17 protein-coding genes are annotated in these 18,548 nt (G+C 44.4%); 9 read left to right on the top strand and 8 right to left on the bottom strand.

The genetic code is table 11. From position 1 onward, the window contains the following. A complete protein-coding gene (locus tag JMY01_RS10840) occupies positions 1–723 on the top strand; it encodes an HAD family hydrolase (RefSeq protein ID WP_227677871.1) in 723 nt (240 codons plus the stop codon). Between the two features lie 429 nt (positions 724–1,152). Continuing rightward, the gene (locus JMY01_RS10835; RefSeq protein ID WP_201575691.1) at positions 1,153–1,908 is read left to right on the top strand and encodes a TSUP family transporter; all 756 of its coding nucleotides are present in this window, start codon (positions 1,153–1,155) and stop codon (positions 1,906–1,908) included. A gap of 128 nt (positions 1,909–2,036) precedes the next feature. On the opposite strand, the gene JMY01_RS10830 is transcribed toward JMY01_RS10835, so the two are convergent. The 3 genes from JMY01_RS10830 to radC form a co-directional block, all read right to left on the bottom strand. Then, on the bottom strand, positions 2,037–3,257 hold the full coding sequence (locus tag JMY01_RS10830; protein ID WP_265089873.1) for a dicarboxylate/amino acid:cation symporter: 1,221 nt from the start codon (positions 3,255–3,257) through the stop codon (positions 2,037–2,039). Positions 3,258–4,016: 759 nt separating this feature from the next. Beyond that, positions 4,017–7,013, bottom strand: coding sequence for an acyl-CoA dehydrogenase (locus JMY01_RS10825; RefSeq protein WP_201575690.1), 2,997 nt, complete (start codon positions 7,011–7,013; stop codon positions 4,017–4,019). Between the two features lie 356 nt (positions 7,014–7,369). After that, positions 7,370–8,050, bottom strand: a complete 681-nt coding sequence (radC, locus tag JMY01_RS10820; protein ID WP_201575689.1) for a DNA repair protein RadC — start codon at positions 8,048–8,050, stop codon at positions 7,370–7,372. Positions 8,051–8,211: 161 nt separating this feature from the next. On the opposite strand from radC, the gene coaBC reads away from it, so the two are divergent. Then, complete coding sequence (coaBC, locus tag JMY01_RS10815) at positions 8,212–9,615, top strand: bifunctional phosphopantothenoylcysteine decarboxylase/phosphopantothenate--cysteine ligase CoaBC (RefSeq protein ID WP_201575688.1); 1,404 nt, start codon at positions 8,212–8,214, stop codon at positions 9,613–9,615. An 84-nt stretch (positions 9,616–9,699) separates the two neighbouring features. Then, positions 9,700–10,482: a sulfite exporter TauE/SafE family protein gene (locus JMY01_RS10810; protein WP_201577546.1), complete on the top strand. Its 783-nt coding sequence runs from the start codon at positions 9,700–9,702 to the stop codon at positions 10,480–10,482. An 86-nt stretch (positions 10,483–10,568) separates the two neighbouring features. Here JMY01_RS10810 and JMY01_RS10805 read toward each other — a convergent pair whose 3' ends face one another. The 4 genes from JMY01_RS10805 to JMY01_RS10790 form a co-directional block, all read right to left on the bottom strand. After that, a complete protein-coding gene (locus tag JMY01_RS10805) occupies positions 10,569–10,775 on the bottom strand; it encodes a DUF2905 domain-containing protein (RefSeq protein WP_201575687.1) in 207 nt (68 codons plus the stop codon). 44 nt (positions 10,776–10,819) lie between these two features. Further along, on the bottom strand, positions 10,820–11,737 hold the full coding sequence (locus tag JMY01_RS10800; RefSeq protein ID WP_201575686.1) for a histone deacetylase: 918 nt from the start codon (positions 11,735–11,737) through the stop codon (positions 10,820–10,822). Between the two features lie 78 nt (positions 11,738–11,815). Next, on the bottom strand, positions 11,816–12,604 hold the full coding sequence (locus tag JMY01_RS10795; RefSeq protein WP_201575684.1) for a YbjN domain-containing protein: 789 nt from the start codon (positions 12,602–12,604) through the stop codon (positions 11,816–11,818). A gap of 30 nt (positions 12,605–12,634) precedes the next feature. Continuing rightward, entirely contained in the window at positions 12,635–13,699 is a 1,065-nt protein-coding gene (locus JMY01_RS10790; RefSeq protein WP_227677869.1) for a hypothetical protein, read from the bottom strand. A 237-nt stretch (positions 13,700–13,936) separates the two neighbouring features. On the opposite strand from JMY01_RS10790, the gene ccmA reads away from it, so the two are divergent. The 5 genes from ccmA to ccmE all read left to right on the top strand — a co-directional run bounded on the left by ccmA (position 13,937) and on the right by ccmE (position 17,353). Beyond that, on the top strand, positions 13,937–14,566 hold the full coding sequence (gene ccmA, locus JMY01_RS10785) for a heme ABC exporter ATP-binding protein CcmA (protein ID WP_201575682.1): 630 nt from the start codon (positions 13,937–13,939) through the stop codon (positions 14,564–14,566). A gap of 25 nt (positions 14,567–14,591) precedes the next feature. After that, entirely contained in the window at positions 14,592–15,311 is a 720-nt protein-coding gene (locus tag JMY01_RS10780) for a heme exporter protein CcmB (RefSeq protein WP_374220374.1), read from the top strand. 282 nt (positions 15,312–15,593) lie between these two features. Continuing rightward, on the top strand, positions 15,594–16,382 hold the full coding sequence (gene ccmC / locus JMY01_RS10775; protein ID WP_201575680.1) for a heme ABC transporter permease CcmC: 789 nt from the start codon (positions 15,594–15,596) through the stop codon (positions 16,380–16,382). A gap of 87 nt (positions 16,383–16,469) precedes the next feature. Then, positions 16,470–16,694 (top strand): heme exporter protein CcmD, encoded by a 225-nt coding sequence (gene ccmD / locus JMY01_RS10770; RefSeq protein ID WP_201575678.1) that lies wholly within the window; start codon positions 16,470–16,472, stop codon positions 16,692–16,694. 158 nt (positions 16,695–16,852) lie between these two features. Further along, positions 16,853–17,353 (top strand): cytochrome c maturation protein CcmE, encoded by a 501-nt coding sequence (gene ccmE, locus JMY01_RS10765; protein WP_201575676.1) that lies wholly within the window; start codon positions 16,853–16,855, stop codon positions 17,351–17,353. A 104-nt stretch (positions 17,354–17,457) separates the two neighbouring features. Here ccmE and JMY01_RS10760 read toward each other — a convergent pair whose 3' ends face one another. Next, positions 17,458–18,306 carry an aldo/keto reductase gene (locus tag JMY01_RS10760; protein ID WP_201575674.1) on the bottom strand — a complete coding sequence of 283 codons (849 nt, stop codon included), beginning with the start codon at positions 18,304–18,306 and terminating at the stop codon, positions 17,458–17,460. Positions 18,307–18,548 lie beyond the last annotated feature (242 nt).

Raw genomic sequence — 18,548 nt, 5'->3', positions numbered from 1 at the left:
ATGAGTAGTATTAAAGAGAAATTTGAGCATATTAAGCTATGCGTGTTTGATATGGCAGGCACCACTGTCAATGAAGACAATCTGGTGTATAAAACGGTACGTGATGCGATCAATCAAGCGCTTAGCGATGAGGACAAAACCGCTCAAGAAGTGGATCTGGAGATCTGCTTAGCCTTCGGTGCTGGCAAGGAAAAACGCCAAGCCATCAATGACATACTTAACCAGTTAGATATGCCTGATATTGAGGTTGAACAGCTGACAAACACAGCGTTTGCTGTCTTTAAAACCAGTTTGGCGACAGCTTATACAAAAGATACCTTAGCTGCATTTGAGGGTATATTGACGTTGATTGACAAGCTAAAAGTCAGTAATAGAAAGGTCGTCCTAAATACGGGCTATGATGCAAAGACTGCCAATAAAATATTAGATATATTAGGGTGGTCAGCAGGGCGTGAAATTGATGCGTTGATTACTGCGGACGATGTCACGAATGGTCGTCCTGCGTCAGATATGATCACGCTTGCGATGGACAAGTTTGGCATTGAGGATTCAAAGCAAGTGTTAAAAGCGGGTGATAGTGGTATCGATATTGAAGAAGGTAAGAATGCTGATTGTGGCTTATGTATCGGCGTTCTGACCGGCGCGCAAACCAAGGTACAACTTGAAAAGTATTCACCAGATGTAGTATTAGATAAATTGACTGATTTGGCTGAATTGATTTAGAAATAGTAGCGTTTTAAATTTGGATTTAGCGAGCAGCCAAACTTTAAAATAATGCCAGTTTATTGTAGATAGGGAGGGTTGCACAGAAGTGTGACCCTTTTTGTGTTGAGCATTCGCTGCTTCTACGCAGTATGAAAGACTTAAAATAGTGATGTCTTTGAAACTTTAAAAAATGGATAATACCTATTCGTAATTGGACAGTATCGCTCTATGGCTTTATCATGGCGCGTTCTAAACAAAGTGGCTAATGAAATTAGGTGCAGTTACACTCAGCTAGGCAGGCGACTTTAGCTGTATCAGTAATCGTTGCTATCTGTTCTTCGAGTATTTCTTTATCAAAATCTTCCTTAGATTTTTATTTTAGTTTGATATGTATTAGCATCAGACCAGAGGTCCGATGCTGACTATTTCCATTACAAGGCCAGAGTCATGGACTTATCGTTATCTTTAGAAATTATATTAATGCTCACTGCGGTAGCGGCGCTTGCTGGCTTCATTGACGCTATCGCAGGGGGTGGCGGCTTGCTGACCATTCCTGCCATGCTGCTGGCAAACATACCACCAGTCATGACATTGGGCACCAACAAGTTACAAGCCGCGTCAGGGGCGCTTGCAGCGTCTATTACCATGATTAGAAAAGGTATCGTTAAGCCTCAACGCATCAAAGTTGCCATTATTGCCGCTTTTTTGGGTTCAGTACTTGGTACGATCGCAGTACAGATGTCACCCCCTGATTTGCTTGAAAAGCTTATTCCGTTTTTGATTGCCGCCATCGGTATTTATACCTTATTTGCGCCCAGACTTGGCGAAGTAGAAGCGGCACCGCGTATCTCAGAAGGCAAGTGGCAAAAAGTTGTCGCGCCACTCATCGGGTTTTATGATGGTTATATCGGCCCTGGTACAGGGATGTTTTTTGCGCTTGGTAATGTCGCCTTGCGCGGTCGGCAGATTATTGAAGCCACGGGTGCGGCAAAGGTATTGAACTTATCAACCAATATTGGCTCGCTGATATTTTTTATTTTGGGCGGTAATGTGATTTGGAAAGTGGGGCTGGCGATGATGGTTGGGCAAATAATCGGCGCGTATTTTGGCTCAAATATGGTGGTCAAAGGTGGTAGTAAGCTCATTCGCCCTATGATTGTCTTGGTGTGCTTGGCAATGATTACCAAATACGTCATTGGTTGATTTAGAGTTAACAGACCCTAGTAAGAATGCTGTCTTAAATAAAAACCCCAGACCAAATTGGCTGGGGTTTTGGTGTTTTATAACACTTGTTTCAGTTAAATTATTGAGCTAGCTTTTATATGCTCTGGTTATTTGCGACGATCCACATCATCATATTCGCTACCCATCAAGCCATCGCTAAAGACTTCAGAAAACTCACGTTTGCTGTCTTTATCAATATGACCGTCGAATACATCTTTGGTACCTGCATCAGGGTCATTATAGATAGCCACGTCCATCTTGTCTTCTGATTTTGCCACAATAGCAGTCACTGCAGCATCACCGCCGACGTTCACAGCAGTACGCAGCATATCAAGAATACGATCCACACCTAGGATAAGACCGATGCCCTCGATAGGTAAGCCAACTTGGGCAAATACCATCGATAACATAATCAGACCGACACCAGGGACACCAGCGGTACCGACAGACGCCAGTACAGACATCAAGATGACAGTTAGATACTCTGTGACTCCCAAATCAATGCCATAAATATTGGCAATAAAGATGGTCGCTGTCCCTTGCATGATGGCGGTACCATCCATGTTGATGGTAGCACCAAAAGGCACGGTAAAAGACGCGACTGAGTTATTGACACCCATGCGCTTGGTGACCGTGCGTAAGGTAATAGGAATCGTGGCATTCGAGCTTGAAGTACTAAAAGCAAAGATTTGAACTTCACGCATTTTTGCCAAAAAGGTTCTGACTGATAAGCCAGAAAATAGCTTAAGCACAATCATCATGGTGATAAAGAAGTGGAAAGCCAGTGAGCCAACCAGTACAGCGACATAGCCTAGCAGTGACCAAATCAGATCTAAGCCGAGCTCAGCCATGGCTTTGGTCAAAAGGGCAAATACACCATATGGTGCCAAGTTCATGATGACTTCATTAATCAGCTCTAAGCTTTGTACCAAGCCTTTGGCAGGCTTGCCAACCATTAAGATACTGATACCGATCAAGATAGCGAAGAAGATAATCGATAACATATCGCCATTTGCCATCGCGCTGATGGGGTTAGAGGGGATAATGTTAGAAAATACATCCAGTAGTGGCGGTGCAGACTTGGCTTCAAATGCTGCTTCGGTGGCGATATCCATGCCTTTACCGATGCCAAATAGCGAGCCAAGTCCAATAGCAGTCGCGATTGCTAGCGCCGTTGTCATCATATAGATGAGGAAAGTCTTGGTACCAATGCGGCCAAGCAAACGGATGTCACCGATACCACAGACACCGCAAATCAGTGAGATGAGTACTAATGGTACGACCAGCATTTTTAAAGAGTTGACGAACAGCTTACCGATGATGGCCATAAAACCATTGGTAATATATGTGTTAACAAAACTGCCCTCAGCGTTAAGTCCAGAATAGTTTATAAATAGGTGGTGTTCTAAAAAGTATGCTAGCGATAGAAGTCAATAAGAAATCTATGCTAAGTTCTCTGATTCTATAGGGCTTTAAAGGCTTCAAAAATTGTTCAAGTTTTAATCAGCATACTTTTTGACACACCACCTATAAATAAACCCAGTGCGATACCGAGCACCATGGCAACGATGATCTTGCCCGTTAGCCCCAAATTTTTCCACATAATACATATCCTTTTTGTGCATAACGATCGTGTGAATATACGGTGCTCAAATCAATGTGATTATGAGAGTGGTTTTCATCACAGTTACAGTTATGCCTATTAAATTCTTTAGGTTGTCTTTCGAGTTTGTCGCTTGATGCTATATTTTCGAGGACAATATAAAAGAATAGTTAAGGGCACTGCAAGATTTTTTTATAATTTAAGTTCAATGGACGTTCCTTGTCACCGCTATGTGCCCACAAATAGCTGTTTTTATTCTAAACGGTTTGTTGGGTATATGAAACAAAATATTTATACAACTGTCTATGAGACAAATAATGACCAAAAAAAAGCAAGACAGCCGTCAAAGGGCAATCTTGCTTTTAGGGTCTGTTGGACATTCGACCTTGGCACTGACAGACCCTAATAAAGCTCACAATTCATAAAGGATGGTAAAGGTTAGGATTGCTAAACGCTTCCTAACCTTATTTTTTTAACGAAACTGTTAAACCTTATCGTCTTCTTTATGATGCAAGTCATCTTGAAATTTTTGAGTGTCCTCTGTGGATTTGACAGTCGCTTTTGTTAGATCAGGGTCAGCATCTAGATCTTTACCTAAGGCCTTAGACTCAGCGGCACGTTTGCGGCGATTATGATTGTAGCTCATACGCTCATTCAATATGGACTCAGCATCGCGGACACGGTGGTCAAGCGCTTCTATCTGAGGGCCCGAATCGTTAAAGTCAGTCTGTGCGTGAACTTCTTTTGTAGTGTCTTGCTCACCGACTAGCGTGACGTCGCCGTCAGTTTCATAGCCGTGATTGGGATTGTCATCACCAGTTTTGTCATCGATGTCTGTCGTCACTGTCTCTATGTCATCTGTAAGAGCTTCATCGCTGCTAGCTTGGTCAGTCTCTAGACTGTCTGTCAGGGTCTCTTCTTGAGCTTGCTGTTCAGCTGCTAGTTGGTTGTTTCTACTCTGTGCATCGCTCTTGATTTGGGCATAGTCAGTCAACTGATGCACCGCATTTTCTAGACTGTGCGGATTGATCCGCTCTTGCGCCTGCAAGAGATGCTCATCGAACACGTCGGTCAATAGCGAGTCAAAACGTAGCCCATTATAATGAATCAGCTGCTCAGCTTCCTCTTCAGTGATATCACCATTTTGGCTAGCATAGACTACGTGATCTTCAAAAGTTAAGCCTTCAAAGTCACCATCATGTTCTGCTTTTTTGAATTGCTTCCAAAGTGGTTCAATCGCCAGCAAGGTTTGATAAGCATTTTCCATACGACCAGTGACGTCTTCAGGATCAGTATTGTAGTAAACCATGGTTTTGAGGAAGTCGCGAAATGGGTTGTCCTCGAAGTCATCCATAAAGGTATCGCCCAGTTTGCGTTTCAACTCGTCACTGGCTGGAGTAAAGATGCGGCCACTTGGAAAAGTCACGAAGCCAACGACATTTGCCGCCAAGCGATTTGGGAAGTTGGCAAAGAAAGAGACGAAAGCTTCTTGAATAGTATATAAGCTATGCTGAAGGGCAACCTCAGCATGCAAGCGTTCAGCTTCTGACTTACTGCCATGCTGATAAAACTGCAGGATAGCAGTGACGATAAATAAATGACTATGGATATCGGCAAGGCGACCAGAGAGCATCTCTTTACGCTTGAGATCACCTGCAAGCAAGCCGAGAGCCATGTCTGCTGTGAGCGCAAAGCTGGCGCTCAAACGGTTGATATGCTTGTAGTAAGGGCGGGTAAAGCCATCAGCATAGCTTGGCGCTTTACTACTACCGCCGACATAACCTGCGACAAAGGCTTTGGCACCGCGATTGAAGGTATAGCCCAGATGCTTAAAGAATAAGTCATCAAATTTCTCAAGCGCGCTGTCTTTATCGTCACTTTGCAGTAGTTGCAGCTCATCAAATAAATAGGGGTGACAGCGCATCGCACCTTGACCAAAAATCATCAACGAGCGGGTCAGGATGTTTGCGCCTTCAACGGTGATCGAAACAGGAATGGCTTGATAAGGAATGGACAAAAAGTTGCGTGGGCCCATCTGAATGGCGCGGCCACCAACTACATCCATACCGTCGTTGACGACTTCACGCATGGTTTCGGTGGCATAGTATTTTGCCATCGCAGTCATGACTGACGGGGTGCCGCCTTGATTGAGACCGCAAGTAACCAGATGACGAAAAGCCTCTAACATATAAGTGTGACTAGCAATGCGACTGGTCGCATCTTGCACACCTTCAAAGTTACCGACGGAGATTTTGAACTGTTCACGAACTTTGGAAAATGCACCAACGGATAGGTAGCTCATCTCACTGGCAGAAGTCGATAACGCAGGCAAGGAGATGCCGCGACCAACCGCCAAGCATTCCATCAGCATGCGCCAACCACGTCCAGCATTGTCAACGCCGCCGATAATGTAATCGAGTGGAATAAAGACATCCGTACCATCGACAGTACCATTCATAAAGGGCGAGCCACTAGGGTAATGACGCGGGCCAATGACAACGCCATCGTGGCTAGCAGGGATTAACGCACAGGTAATGCCGTAATCAGTTTTGTTAGGATCACCAAGCAGACCTTCTGGATCATGCATCTTGAAGGCAAGCCCCACAACAGTTGCGATAGGGGCAAGTGTGATCCAGCGCTTGGAAAAGTTCATGTTTAGGCCGAGCATATATTGCCCATCATGGATACCGTAGCAGACCACGCCAGTGTCAGGAATAGCGCCAGCATCAGAGCCAGCTTCAGGGCCTGTGAGACCAAAGCAAGGAATCTCCTCACCTCTAGCCAGACCTGGTAACCAATATTGCTTTTGCTCCTCTGTCCCATAGTGCATCAACAGCTCACCAGGGCCGAGTGAGTTTGGTACCATACAGCTGACTGCTGCGGTTGGCGATCGTGAAGCAATCTTGCTCATCACACGGCTTTGCGCATAAGAGCTGAACTCAAGACCACCATACTCTTTTGGGATGATGAGACCCAAGAAGCCGTTGTCTTTAATAAACTGCCATACCTGTGGTGGCAGGTCTTTATATTCTGCATTGATTTGCCACTCATCGAGCATCGTACACAGCATCTCAACTTCATTATCAATAAAGCCTTGCTCTTCTTCTGACAGCTGTGGATACGGATAGTTTTCAAAGATTCGCCAGTTCGGCGCACCCATAAACAGCTCCTTTTCCCACCAACTGGTGCCAGCGTCCAGTGCTTCACGCTCGGTATCACTCATGCTAGGCATGGCATTGCCCAGCGCCTTATAGACAGGCTTGGTGATCAGCGCTTGGCGAACGGGAGAGATAAGAAGCATCAAACATAAGAGTGCAATTGGCACGCCCAGGATCAGCGACCATGGACTAATAAAGGCAGTCACTAGTACCGTAATGATAGCGACGATACTGCCACTAACCCGTGATAAGGACAGTAAAAATATGGCCAAGACGACGGCTAACTGAATAAATACTGCCAAAATGAATAAGCCAATCGTCATGACTGTCTCCTTAGCAAAAGTGAATGAAAAATTGGAAAGCGAAGTTACTCATTATAAGTAATTTATAAGAAGTAACTTATAATGAGTAACTAATTTTAAATAACCAGTCATAAAATACGTAACTAGTCATCATTAATAAAGTGTCTCTAGCAAATTTTTTATTATTTATTTAATAGCTGTAATAAGCTTTTATAAAAGATAATAAGTATAAATTGATTATAGCTAGCGATTATATAGATAAATTGTCTACTAATATGAAACGAGTTGGGCAAACTATCAATAGGGAAAATGCTACGCTATGTCGACAATATGTATCAGTCCGAATGGATGGCTTCAGTTCCGAAGCTGCTATTGAGTTAAAAGGGCGTCAAGCCTTTTTCAGCATATGACAGCGTATTATTACGGCCAACGATAATATGATCGACAAGCGACAAGTCCAATAAGTCGCAGGCTTTTTTTAGCTCATAAGTCAGTAGGTTGTCTGCTGTTGATGGCGTGGCATCTGTATGTGGATGATTGTGAGCGATAATCAACTGACTGGCGGCATGTGTTAAGGCGTGACGCAGGACATGCTTGATACATACTGAGCAAGAGGAAATACCACCGGTAAACAGGATCTCAAAGTTTAAAAGGTTTAGGGCGTTGTCTAAGCACAGCACGGCAAAGACTTCACGGTGCTCACCGCGTAGTTGGGTACTGATATAATCTTTGACCACTTGTGAGCGCCCAAGTGCTTGTCCCATTTTTAGCTGACTGTCCAGATAGCGCGTCCCCATCTCGAGAGAAGCCATTATTTGGGCATATTTGGCAGGGCCGATACCGTGACAAGCCAACACCGTCTCTTGAGGAGCAGCCAACAGCTCTGCCAGGCTGCCAAACTGATCAATGAGGTGCCGAGCAAGCTCAATGGCTGACTGCGACTGAGTGCCGGTACGCAAGAATATGGCCAAAATCTCTGCATCCGTTAGGTGTGCTGCTCCAAATTTCAGTAATTTTTCGCGTGGTCTGTCGTCTTCATGCCAGTCTTTTATGGCCATTATTTTTCCTTGTGCTTTAAAAAGTGGGTTAGCATCAGGTAAATATTATGATGAATAAGATGATAATTAAGATAAGAATATAAAATCTTACCCAACTTATCTCATAATTGTTACTATAAGCGCAATTCTTATCTTTCAACTTTTTTATAGATGCCATGCCTATGTCAAATGTTGTGCTCGCTATCACTGGCGGTATTGCCGCTTATAAATCCGCTGTTTTTGCTCGCTTACTGATTAAAGCAGGCTTTGAGGTGCGCGTCATTATGACCGCAGGCGCACAAGCCTTTATCACGCCGCTCACTTTGCAAGCTCTGACGGGTAATGAGGTACATATCTCTTTGCTTGATGAGCAGGCGGAAGCAGGAATGGGTCATATTGAGCTGGCTAAGTGGGCAGAATTAATCATCATTGCGCCAGCTTCGGCCAATACCTTGGCGCGTCTGTCTATGGGTATGGCAGATGACTTGTTGACGACTGTGTGTCTTGCGACTACTGCACCAGTCATTATTGCTCCAGCGATGAACCAGCAAATGTGGGCTCATCCAGCAGTAAACCTCAATGTGCAGACCTTGCGTGATATGAATTACCATATCATCATGCCAGAAAGTGGTGAGCAGGCGTGCGGCGATGTGGGAGCAGGGCGACTGCCTGAGCCTGAGCAGTTATTGGCCGAGGTGCGTTTGTTTAACGCCCAGCAGACTATTCCACAATATCTAGCAGGCAAAAAGGTGGTCATTACTGCTGGGCCAACTGTTGAAGCGATCGACCCAGTACGCTATCTGTCCAATCACTCTTCAGGGAAAATGGGCTTTGCCTTGGCGCAAGCTTGCGTCGAAGCAGGGGCGCAGGTGACGTTAGTTGCTGGTGGTAAGGTGACATTGGCCACACCGCTTGGGGTCACACGTATCGATGTGTTGTCTGCGGCAGAGATGCTAACCACTGTCGAGCAGTGTGTTGCTGGCACGCATCCTGCGTTACTACATTTACTACCTTTGGCTAAGAATGCGCAGACTTTGGCTGAGAATGTTCAGAGTGATACTCATGAACACCATCATTCCCACGAGCATCATGAACATGACTGTGATTGTCAGGAGCCACACGAGCATATTGAGCAGCAGAGTGCACAAGTGAATACTCCTCGTCATGCTGATATCTTTATTGCCACTGCGGCTGTAGCTGATTATCGTACGGAAGAAGCCGCGCCGCAAAAAATCAAAAAGACGCAAGATGCGATGTCGCTCAGTCTAGTCAAAAACCCAGATATCTTGGCGACGATTTCTCATGCCTATCCTGATATGTTTGTGGTAGGTTTTGCCGCAGAGACGCAAGATGTCGAGCATTATGCTCGCGGAAAGCTGGTCTCTAAAGACTTAGATTTGATCGCTTGTAATGATGTTTCACGCTCAGACATTGGCTTTGCCAGTGATGATAACGCTATGCAGGTGTTTTTCTCTCAGCGCTATCAAAACGATACGGTGACACTAGAAAAAGCCAGTAAAGATAAGATTGCTGCACAGTTGGCGACGATTATCGGTGAGACAATCTGGCAACGTCATAATGGTTAGTTGTGTCGTTTTACGGATCGACATAGTCATAGATCTAAATGTAGGCCCTAAACTAAGCGTAAAGCCTTGCATGCTATGTCTGACATGACAGAAGTGCTGGGCAGCGATAGCACCCAAACGCTATTGCTGATTGCCATCTTCGCGATAGCCTCATTACTCCATGGTATTAGCGGTCTGGGTATCACCTTGGTGACTACGACCGCCTTAGCCAGTATTTATCCGTTACCCCATGCCATCATTTTAGTTATCTTTCCGTCATTACTACTCAATGCGATGACATGGCTGTCTGGTGGTGGACGCAGTATTTGGCAAAACTTTATTTATTATGGCCGCCGTTATTGGCTGTTGGCCCTAACCAGCTTAATCGGTAGTATCTTGGGCGCTAAGCTGTTGCTATGGGTAGATAGCGCTTATATTCTAGTGGTGTTGGCGGCTGTGATTGGTTTTTATGTGATCAGCTCGCTATTGGGTAAGCAAATTCGGCTACCTGATACCAAGCCTGTGCTGATTGTTGTGGGACTCAGCGCAGGCGTCATCGGCGGTGCGACCAATGCCATGTCGACTATTTTGATGATGTATTTGCTGTCGGCAAGTGATGATAAAAACACCATCGCCAAAGTCGGTAACATGTGTTATTTATTGGGAAAAGTTGCACAAATCATCGTCCTGCGCGAACCTATCATGGCGCTGAGCAGTGGCGAGTGGCAGCTGATAGCACTACTTAGTGTGCTATCTATCGGGGTGCTATTGATAGGCATTCGTCTGCGTCGCTATTTACCGCAAGCACGATTTCGTCAGCTGATTTTGCTAATATTGACAGTGCTAGGATTACGGGTGGGCTGGCAGGGGGTGACGGCATTATTGTAAAGGTAAAAGCTAAGCGGTTTAGGGTGTTATTCAAGTTAGCTTAGGGTGTGATGAGAGCAGCTCAACTCGCCATTTTCTTTGGTAATTTAGCGATTAAACAAGTTCAATACTATGGTGGCGACGACACTGACGACTATCATGGTAACGATTGGGAAGTAAACACTGGTATTGCCTGATTTGTATTTAATATCGCCTGGCAGATTACCCATCCAAGAAAACGCGCTTGGAAATACCAGCCAAATGATTCCTACAATCACCAAGACCATGCCTGCAATAATAAATATTTTTGCCATGTAAATCTTGCCTCGTCACTTAATATTGCTTGATAAGATATACATTAGCTAACCGTTTCACCAAAATATAGCTGTTGCGCGAGCCGAAAAGTATTGCAGTGCGCCTCAACCACATCTTCAACATCTTCTGAATAGCCGCCACCCATCACAATCGCCACTGGAATATCAGCCGTTTTGGCCTGATGCAAGACATACTCATCACGTGTTTTGCAGCCTTGTTGTGACAGTGCCAGCTTACCGAGCTTATCAGTTGCCAACACATCGACCGCCGACTGATAAAAGATCATATCTGGCGCAAATTCACTAATTAAGCGCGGCAAAGTATCTGTCAAAATCCGTAGGTACTCTTCATCGCCAGTATCATTTGCCAGCTCAATATCCAAGTCTGATGCCTGCTTACGAAATGGGTAGTTTTTTGCCCCATGCATACTAAAGACAAAAACCCGTGATTCATCTGCCATGATACTGGCATTGCCATTGCCTTGATGTACATCTAAATCGACGATTAAAATTCTTTGTGCCTGCCCACGATTCAATAATAAGTTGCTGGCGATACAGACGTCATTAAATACACAAAACCCCTCTCCATGATTGGCAAAGGCATGATGTGTACCACCAGCGACATTCATTGCGACACCATGCTTCTGAGCATACAGCGCACACTCGTAGGTGGCATGAGCGATATAGCGTCCGCGCTCAACTAGGGTGGGCGTCATCTCAAACCCAATCGCTCGAGCTTCTTTTCGGGTGAGCGTCTGAGTTTTTAACTTATGCCAATACTCCTCAGTATGGGTGGTCAAAATCTCCTCTTCGCTCAACCGCTTGGGCGCAAAAAAGTTATCCTCCGTGATCGTCCCTTCGGACAAGAGACGCTCAGGAATCATGGTGTATTTTTGCATGGGAAAGCGATGTTTTTCGGGTACAGAATAACGAAAAACGTCAGAATAGGCGATTTTTAGCATAGTTTTATGAGATGAACGGCGTGGTTGATGGGTTAAGGTAACGGTAGCTCTATTTATAAATGGTTTCTTACCAATACTTCACTGCACATACTGCGTTGGTAAAAAGAAGGTTCGAGCATCCTCCTGCTGACGCAGCTCACTGAGTAAGGTCGCCATATTTTCACTAGGCTCTGGCGTATTCATTAAGTCACTGAATAACTCATAGCTTACGGTAGTCATTGCAATCACTGTTTGTAATAGATGCTCAATAATATGATCGTCGAGACCAACGGCTTCGACGTCAATGGCGTTTTTATAGCGAATCTCACCGTCGCTGATATCCATCTCCAAATTACCAATCAGCATGTCATAGTTGATTTGGGTAATGAGTAGCATAGCAGCGCTTTGATGGCTCTCAGGTATTAAGAAGGGCAAAATACCATAGACCGCGAGCAGGTTGTTGCCTTCTTGTACTCGAAACAAATAGCCACAATCAATTTGTTTATTGCGCATTCGTAGTGATAGATGATGCGATTGTTGGCTATCGTTTTTTCTTGGAGAGTAATAAGTATAGTGCCACTGCTTATTGTTTAAGTACTCTTTTAATCGATTGATAATGGGCAGGTCATCATTACTGCCGGGCTCTGAATGGCTTGTTTGCGATTCATCATCTTGTGCGCTTTTTTTATTTTCTGCAGTCGTTGTTTTGTCTAAAGTTTTTTCGACTGTACTTTTGTTATTGACACTATGAGTATCCGAAGCCGCCTCATCAACCTCTGTGGTTGATGAATGCTGAGGCACGTCTAGCGAAGCTTTAGACTGCGATGCGGATGCAGTCAATAGCTGTTTGATTTTTTGCCATAAGCTGAGTTTATTGCTGTGACTCATAGATTTGATACTAACTATTAATAATTTAGGTCAGTTGAACGTAAGACTCTCTTTGATGCTTGGCTGCTCGTAAAAAGCCTGTAGCATCTCTTTGATATGTGTCGTGAACCAGTCACTTTCAAGTGCATCATTAACGATAGGCATCAGCGCAGAACTAAACGATGTCATTGCAGCTTCATCAATATTAAGGCTAGTCGCCAAGACAGCGATAGAGTCAGACTGATGATTGGCATACCAAGTATCTACTGCTGCTGCAACCAAGCTCTGCAAATAAGGAGAGATTCGCAAGCGGTTATAGCTTTGCTGCAAACTGGTTTCGAGGTGCTCAATACTGCTGTGCTCAGGATCATCACGTAAATAGTCTTGCACACGACTGATGGGTTGATCTTTAACACGTACCCAACCTGTTACCAGCAGGCGCGTGACTTCTTCATTTGATAAGTGTGCTTGGGCATTGGCCTCTGCTCGTCGAGCCAAGTCTTTGATATTGCGATGCAAATACATTTGCAGTTTTTCATCAAGATTTCTGTTGGTCGCCTTTTCAAAAGAGCTACGCCCCATCTTCATCAGTTTGCCGACGCCCCCAGCTTTGTCTAAGGTGGTTTCCATAAAATCATTAATAGCGTGATAAAGCGTTTGGGTCAGTAAATCAGCGAAAGTATTGTTACCAATCAGCGTACTAATGAGAATGTTACGCTGCTGCTCATAATTGCCAACATAAGTAGCAAGGGTCTCAACCTGTGTATCATCGATCAGATCAGACAGGGGTACGTTGTCATTGGCTGGGTGATAAATCAACGTGTGCAAGATATCGCGAATATCAGTGCGCATGACGTCGCTCATCGGTTGGGCGAGTATCCAGTTGTTGATGAGGTGCTTTAAATCATCGGCGTTTAGATATTTGTTCAACGGCTGTTCGCCTAACCATTGCCAAGCCTCTATCGTCAGTGGCTGCGCTTGATCGCGTAACCACTGCTGCACGAACGCAACTTGGGCATCGATTAAGCGGTCTATGGTTATGCTAGCTTGGTTTTGGTTACTAGCAGCGTCAGTTGATTGAATGGCTAAGTTTTGGGTATGTTTTTCAGTTTGCATAGGTTTTGAGGTCATAGTAATCGACAATTTGTTATACTGTGTGGTTGTAGTGAACCAACTACGAAACTGTTACGGCGTCAGACTTGCTTAATGTACTGGGTGTACTATTTTCGCTCGTCTTTCTTGTAGCAGTTTTATATTTGAATCACTATAGTGAGCATAGGGTATTATGCCATGAACGCCGTTAGGGTTTGTGGTGAATATTTATTGCTGCTTGATAAATAATAAGAGGTTTTGATGACAGCACTGCATTCACCCTTACTTACCTTTGATGAGCTGACCGTTCAGCGCGGGGAGATACCCTTGTGTGAAGGGGTTACGCTCACTCTATCTGCTGGTAGCATCTGCCATTTAGTCGGTGCGAATGGCACAGGTAAAACGACATTGCTCATGCAGCTTGCGGGGCTATTACCGATATTGACAGGGGAGGTTGGTTATCAAGGGGCGGCAGGACTACCAATACAGCCGTTATATGTCTCCCACCAGTTGGGTATCCATTCAAGCTTAACCGTCGCGCAAAATCTAAGCTTTTTGTTAAATTTATATGGCATCACGCCAACTGGGGCTGATATTGATGAGGCGTTGGCATGGGTAGGGCTGCAAGGGTTTGAAACGCTGAGCTCAAACCACTTGTCGGCTGGGCAAACGCGCAGAATTACGCTGGCACGCTTATATTTATTGACGCCACAAGTCACCCCGTTATGGCTACTTGATGAACCCTTTACCGCGCTTGATGTGGATATGGTTGCGCGGATGGAGGACAGGCTGCGTGAGTTTGCTGATGCTGGTGGTGCGATATTAATGACCAGCCATCAGCCAGTGGCCGTCGCCAACCAAGTGCTCGATTTGTCAGATTATATGGTATAAGGGGCGCATAATGACACAGAGCAAAATGCAACCAGTAGTGAATACTCCCAAAAAATCTGACGTCGCTGCCATACGTGGTATTCGCTTTGGTCAGCTGTGGCGCCGTGAATGGCAAGTCAAACAGCAAGGGGCAGTACAGTGGCTGTATCCTCTGGTATTGTTCTTAATGATCATCACTTTATTTCCGTTAGCAGTGGGCAGCGAGCCGCAGTTGCTGCAACGTCTTGCCGTATCGGCAGTGTGGATTGCCGCATTATTGTCACTGGTGATGGGTGTTGATGGTTTGTTTAAGCCGGCACTGGATAACGGCACGCTGGCACAGCTGGTAGTGGCAAAAGCCTCTATACCGCTTTGGGTATTGATACGCTTAGCCATTCATTGGATATTTAGCAGTGGTATTGTGGCGGTACTCAGTTTGCTTGCTGTGCCACTGTTTCAGCTCAGCTGGTTTGAAGCTGGGATTTTGATGGCTTCTATCGTGGCTGGTAGTCCTATGCTGCTAATGTTGTCGGCGATTGCCAGTAGTTTGACCTTGTCCTTAAAAAACGGCGCGGTATTGGTCCCCTTGATTGCGCTGCCGATGCAATTGCCAGTGTTGATTTTTGCCACGGGCGCGGTTGATTTGTTTGCGACCGGCCTGAATGGGCTGCCTATTTTAGCCTTGTTATTGGCAGGTAGTATCATGTCTGTGTTGCTCATGCCATGGGTAATTGCTCAGACTCTAAAGATGGCATGGCTGAATTAAAATGTCAGTTTTATATATTCGATATAGTTAATTAAAAATAAAACTGTTATAGATTCAGTAGCGCTATAACATTTTTAAAGTGTATTAACTATAGTTGTCCTTTAAATCAACAGCGTGGTTAAAACTGGCAACTTTGCTATAATGGTAGTTTATAGATTCTATCCCATATTTAACGCCAGCAGGTTCACAGATAATAGCTTATAAGGTAGTTGCTTAATGCGTACGGCAATACCAGCTGAGTTTATCTGTCATAACCGATATGCTGTGCAATAGGTTGATTCCATGCCCAATATGAAAAATGTCTCATCTCCTAGTTTGTGGCAGCGCATTTGGCAAGTATTCTTGACCACTGTGGGTACCAAGCAGTTTTTTCGTATTTTTGCGCCTTGGGTTAAGTGGTTAGCGATATTAGCCAGTATCTGTCTTGTGATTGGTAGTGTTTGGGGATTGGCGTTTGCGCCACCTGACTACCTACAAGGCAATAGCTATCGCATTATTTTTATCCATGTGCCAGCAGCCAGTCTGGCTATTTCTATTTATTTTGCCCTTGCCGTGCTAGGCGTTATCTTTTTAGTTTGGAAGATTAAGACTGCCAGTTTGGTAGCGCAAGCACTTGCTCCTTTGGGCTTTTTATTGTGTGTCATTAGTCTGCTGACAGGCTCTATTTGGGCAAAACCAACGTGGGGCACGTACTGGGTTTGGGATGCACGCCTGACGTCGATGCTGATTTTGGCGTTTTTGTATGCAGGGGTGATGGCGCTATTTGCCGCCTTTGAACATACTGCCAATCGCGGAAAAGCGGCTGCTATCTTATCAGTGGTCGGCGCAGTGAATCTGCCCATTATTAAGTATTCTGTACAATGGTGGAATACCTTGCACCAAGGATCGACTTTTACCTTGACCGCTGCGCCAAAAATGTCAGCAGATATGTGGATGCCGCTGTTACTTATGACCATAGGCAGCTATTTGTTGGTTGGGACATTGGCGATTTATCGTACCAATACGCTTATTTTGTATCGCGATCAAGGCAAAGCTTGGGTCAAAGAGTTCGTCCGTGAAAAAAACAAGTAACACCCAAATAATACCCAAGTTATTATTTATAGATAATACTGCATCATAAAGTTAAGTTTAAATGATAAAAATACCTAGGAGAAAATTGTGCAGCCCTATTTTTATAGCTTATCGGAATTTATCGCCATGGGTAAGCATGGTGTTTTTGTCTGGTCGTGCTGGGGAATTACCGTAGGTTTGATGTTCATTTTTATTTTGTATAGTCGCCGACAAAGACAGGCGTTGATTCGTCAGCTGGCCATTCAACAAGCAAGACAAGCACAGCGTACCTCTAAGACTCCTAAATCTGTAAATAAGCATCGACCTTCATAAAATGACTTTAATATCAATAAATAAGGGTATTGAATTGTCCAAAAAATGCTACTATATAACTATTATCAACGGGATTTGATGGCGATGCTTTTAGATCCTTTTTTTTATTCAAAATTTCCTTTATTTGTACAGTAGTCACTCATTCATGAGGTAGTGGTATGAACGCAGTTCGTCGCAAAAAATTGATGTGGGTTATGTTTACGCTTGCAGGCGCAGCGATCGCTGTGGTATTAGTCGTTTATGCCATTGGGCAACAAACGGACTACTATTTTGATGCGACCGCCATTGCACAAGGTGAAGCGCCACAAGACAAACGTATTCGTGCTGGTGGTATGGTAGTAGCGGGCAGTGTGCAGCGCTCAGTCAGTGATCCTTTGAGTGTCGAGTTTGCGATTACTGACTTTGCTTCAACGGTTCCAGTGACCTATCAGGGTATTTTGCCCGATTTGTTTGCCGAAAACTCAGGCGTCGTAGCGACAGGAAAAATGCAAGGCGAAACCTTTGTCGCAGGTGAGGTATTGGCGAAGCATGATGAAAACTATATGCCACCAGAAGTTGCAAAATCGCTGAAAGAGCATAATCGTAGCGGTGCCATTCCCGCTTCTGAGCAGTACAATCCCGCTGAGCCGATACGTGAGACTGAAACGCTACAGCAGTAGCCAGCATATATTTCTTCTGCTTGAAAGCAAAAAGCCATCGATATAATCGATGGCTTTTTTTATAAAAATGCTGAGCTTATGAAAGTTTATTTTCTTGCAAGCATTTAGTCATCCCATTCAGGCTTATAATCAGGATGTTCAATCTGACGGCCATCAGAGCGGGCTAGACGGTCAATCTTGGCTAACTCATCTGCGCTCAATTGCACTTTGATGGCATCTAAATTACCTTGCAAATGATTAGGGTTAGAGGTCTTTGGAATAGCGATACGATCTTTGTCGGATAGAATCCAAGCCAATGATACTTGTGCTGGCGTCACCCCATGCTTGTCAGCGATCTCTTTGATTACGTCATTATTAAATACATCACCATGAGCAAGCGGCGAGTAAGCCTCTAGTAAAATATGATGATTATGCAAAAAAGTCTGCAAGGTGTTTTGCTTAATGAACGGATGAAACTCAACTTGGTTGACGACGATAGGGACATCAGCATATTTCTTTGCTTCAATGATATTGGCGATATTAAAGTTAGAGACGCCAATATGACGTGTCAATCCTTGCTTTTGCAACTCACACAACGCAGGAATGGTTTTGGATAAGGGAACGCGGTCATCAGGCCAATGTAGCAGCAATAAATCAACATAATCGGTATCTAGATTTTCCAGTGAGCGTTTGGCAGCTGCTTTTAATTTCTCCGGCTCAAACTTCATATCGTCAGGGAATATTTTGGTGGTCAAGAATAACTTATCACGCGCCACACCTGATTGCTTGATACCTTTACCGACCTCAACTTCGTTACTATACGCTTGAGCAGTATCAATGTGCTCATAGCCCATTTTTAACGCTTGGCTAACGATATCAATACAGTCTTGTCCCTTCGATCGCCATGTACCTAATCCAAGCACTGGAATTTTGGCTTGTCCAGCAGTGCGAGTGTTATAGTTTTTAGTGCTCATATAATTATCCTTTTTATATGCGGTCTTGTAGCCGTTTGACCCATCGTTTTTTATACAGTGTATGATTCACTTGGAGTCAAAAACTTATAAACCATGGTTCATAGTAGTAATAGTAAAATCTAGTCCAATAGGACGACTATGTCACCTAGTCACTATAAAAAAATTCAGCACAAAGCGAAAGAGCGAGTGACGGTTTCCTACAAAGGACAAACAGGCTGTAACGTCAGACAGGCTTATCAAAC

It is taken from the genome of Psychrobacter sp. H8-1 (assembly GCF_904846575.1).
In the GTDB taxonomy this organism is placed as follows: domain Bacteria; phylum Pseudomonadota; class Gammaproteobacteria; order Pseudomonadales; family Moraxellaceae; genus Psychrobacter; species Psychrobacter fulvigenes.
The sequence above is the reverse complement of the archived record's forward strand: the minus strand, read 5'-3'. Positions and strand labels throughout refer to the sequence as shown.

What these genes read in the sequence shown, in the direction of transcription:
- JMY01_RS10840 (WP_227677871.1), top strand. Translation starts at nt 1, where the DNA reads ATGAGTAGTATTAAAGAGAAATTTGAGCATATTAAGCTATGCGTGTTT.
- JMY01_RS10825 (WP_201575690.1), bottom strand. Translation starts at nt 7,013, where the DNA reads ATGACGATTGGCTTATTCATTTTGGCAGTATTTATTCAGTTAGCCGTC.
- JMY01_RS10805 (WP_201575687.1), bottom strand. Translation starts at nt 10,775, where the DNA reads ATGGCAAAAATATTTATTATTGCAGGCATGGTCTTGGTGATTGTAGGA.
- JMY01_RS10800 (WP_201575686.1), bottom strand. Translation starts at nt 11,737, where the DNA reads ATGCTAAAAATCGCCTATTCTGACGTTTTTCGTTATTCTGTACCCGAA.
- JMY01_RS10835 (WP_201575691.1), top strand. Translation starts at nt 1,153, where the DNA reads ATGGACTTATCGTTATCTTTAGAAATTATATTAATGCTCACTGCGGTA.
- JMY01_RS10810 (WP_201577546.1), top strand. Translation starts at nt 9,700, where the DNA reads ATGACAGAAGTGCTGGGCAGCGATAGCACCCAAACGCTATTGCTGATT.
- JMY01_RS10790 (WP_227677869.1), bottom strand. Translation starts at nt 13,699, where the DNA reads ATGCAAACTGAAAAACATACCCAAAACTTAGCCATTCAATCAACTGAC.
- JMY01_RS10795 (WP_201575684.1), bottom strand. Translation starts at nt 12,604, where the DNA reads ATGAGTCACAGCAATAAACTCAGCTTATGGCAAAAAATCAAACAGCTA.
- JMY01_RS10830 (WP_265089873.1), bottom strand. Translation starts at nt 3,257, where the DNA reads ATGGCCATCATCGGTAAGCTGTTCGTCAACTCTTTAAAAATGCTGGTC.
- JMY01_RS10780 (WP_374220374.1), top strand. Translation starts at nt 14,592, where the DNA reads ATGCAACCAGTAGTGAATACTCCCAAAAAATCTGACGTCGCTGCCATA.
- ccmA (WP_201575682.1), top strand. Translation starts at nt 13,937, where the DNA reads ATGACAGCACTGCATTCACCCTTACTTACCTTTGATGAGCTGACCGTT.
- radC (WP_201575689.1), bottom strand. Translation starts at nt 8,050, where the DNA reads ATGGCCATAAAAGACTGGCATGAAGACGACAGACCACGCGAAAAATTA.
- JMY01_RS10760 (WP_201575674.1), bottom strand. Translation starts at nt 18,306, where the DNA reads ATGAGCACTAAAAACTATAACACTCGCACTGCTGGACAAGCCAAAATT.
- ccmC (WP_201575680.1), top strand. Translation starts at nt 15,594, where the DNA reads ATGCCCAATATGAAAAATGTCTCATCTCCTAGTTTGTGGCAGCGCATT.
- coaBC (WP_201575688.1), top strand. Translation starts at nt 8,212, where the DNA reads ATGTCAAATGTTGTGCTCGCTATCACTGGCGGTATTGCCGCTTATAAA.
- ccmE (WP_201575676.1), top strand. Translation starts at nt 16,853, where the DNA reads ATGAACGCAGTTCGTCGCAAAAAATTGATGTGGGTTATGTTTACGCTT.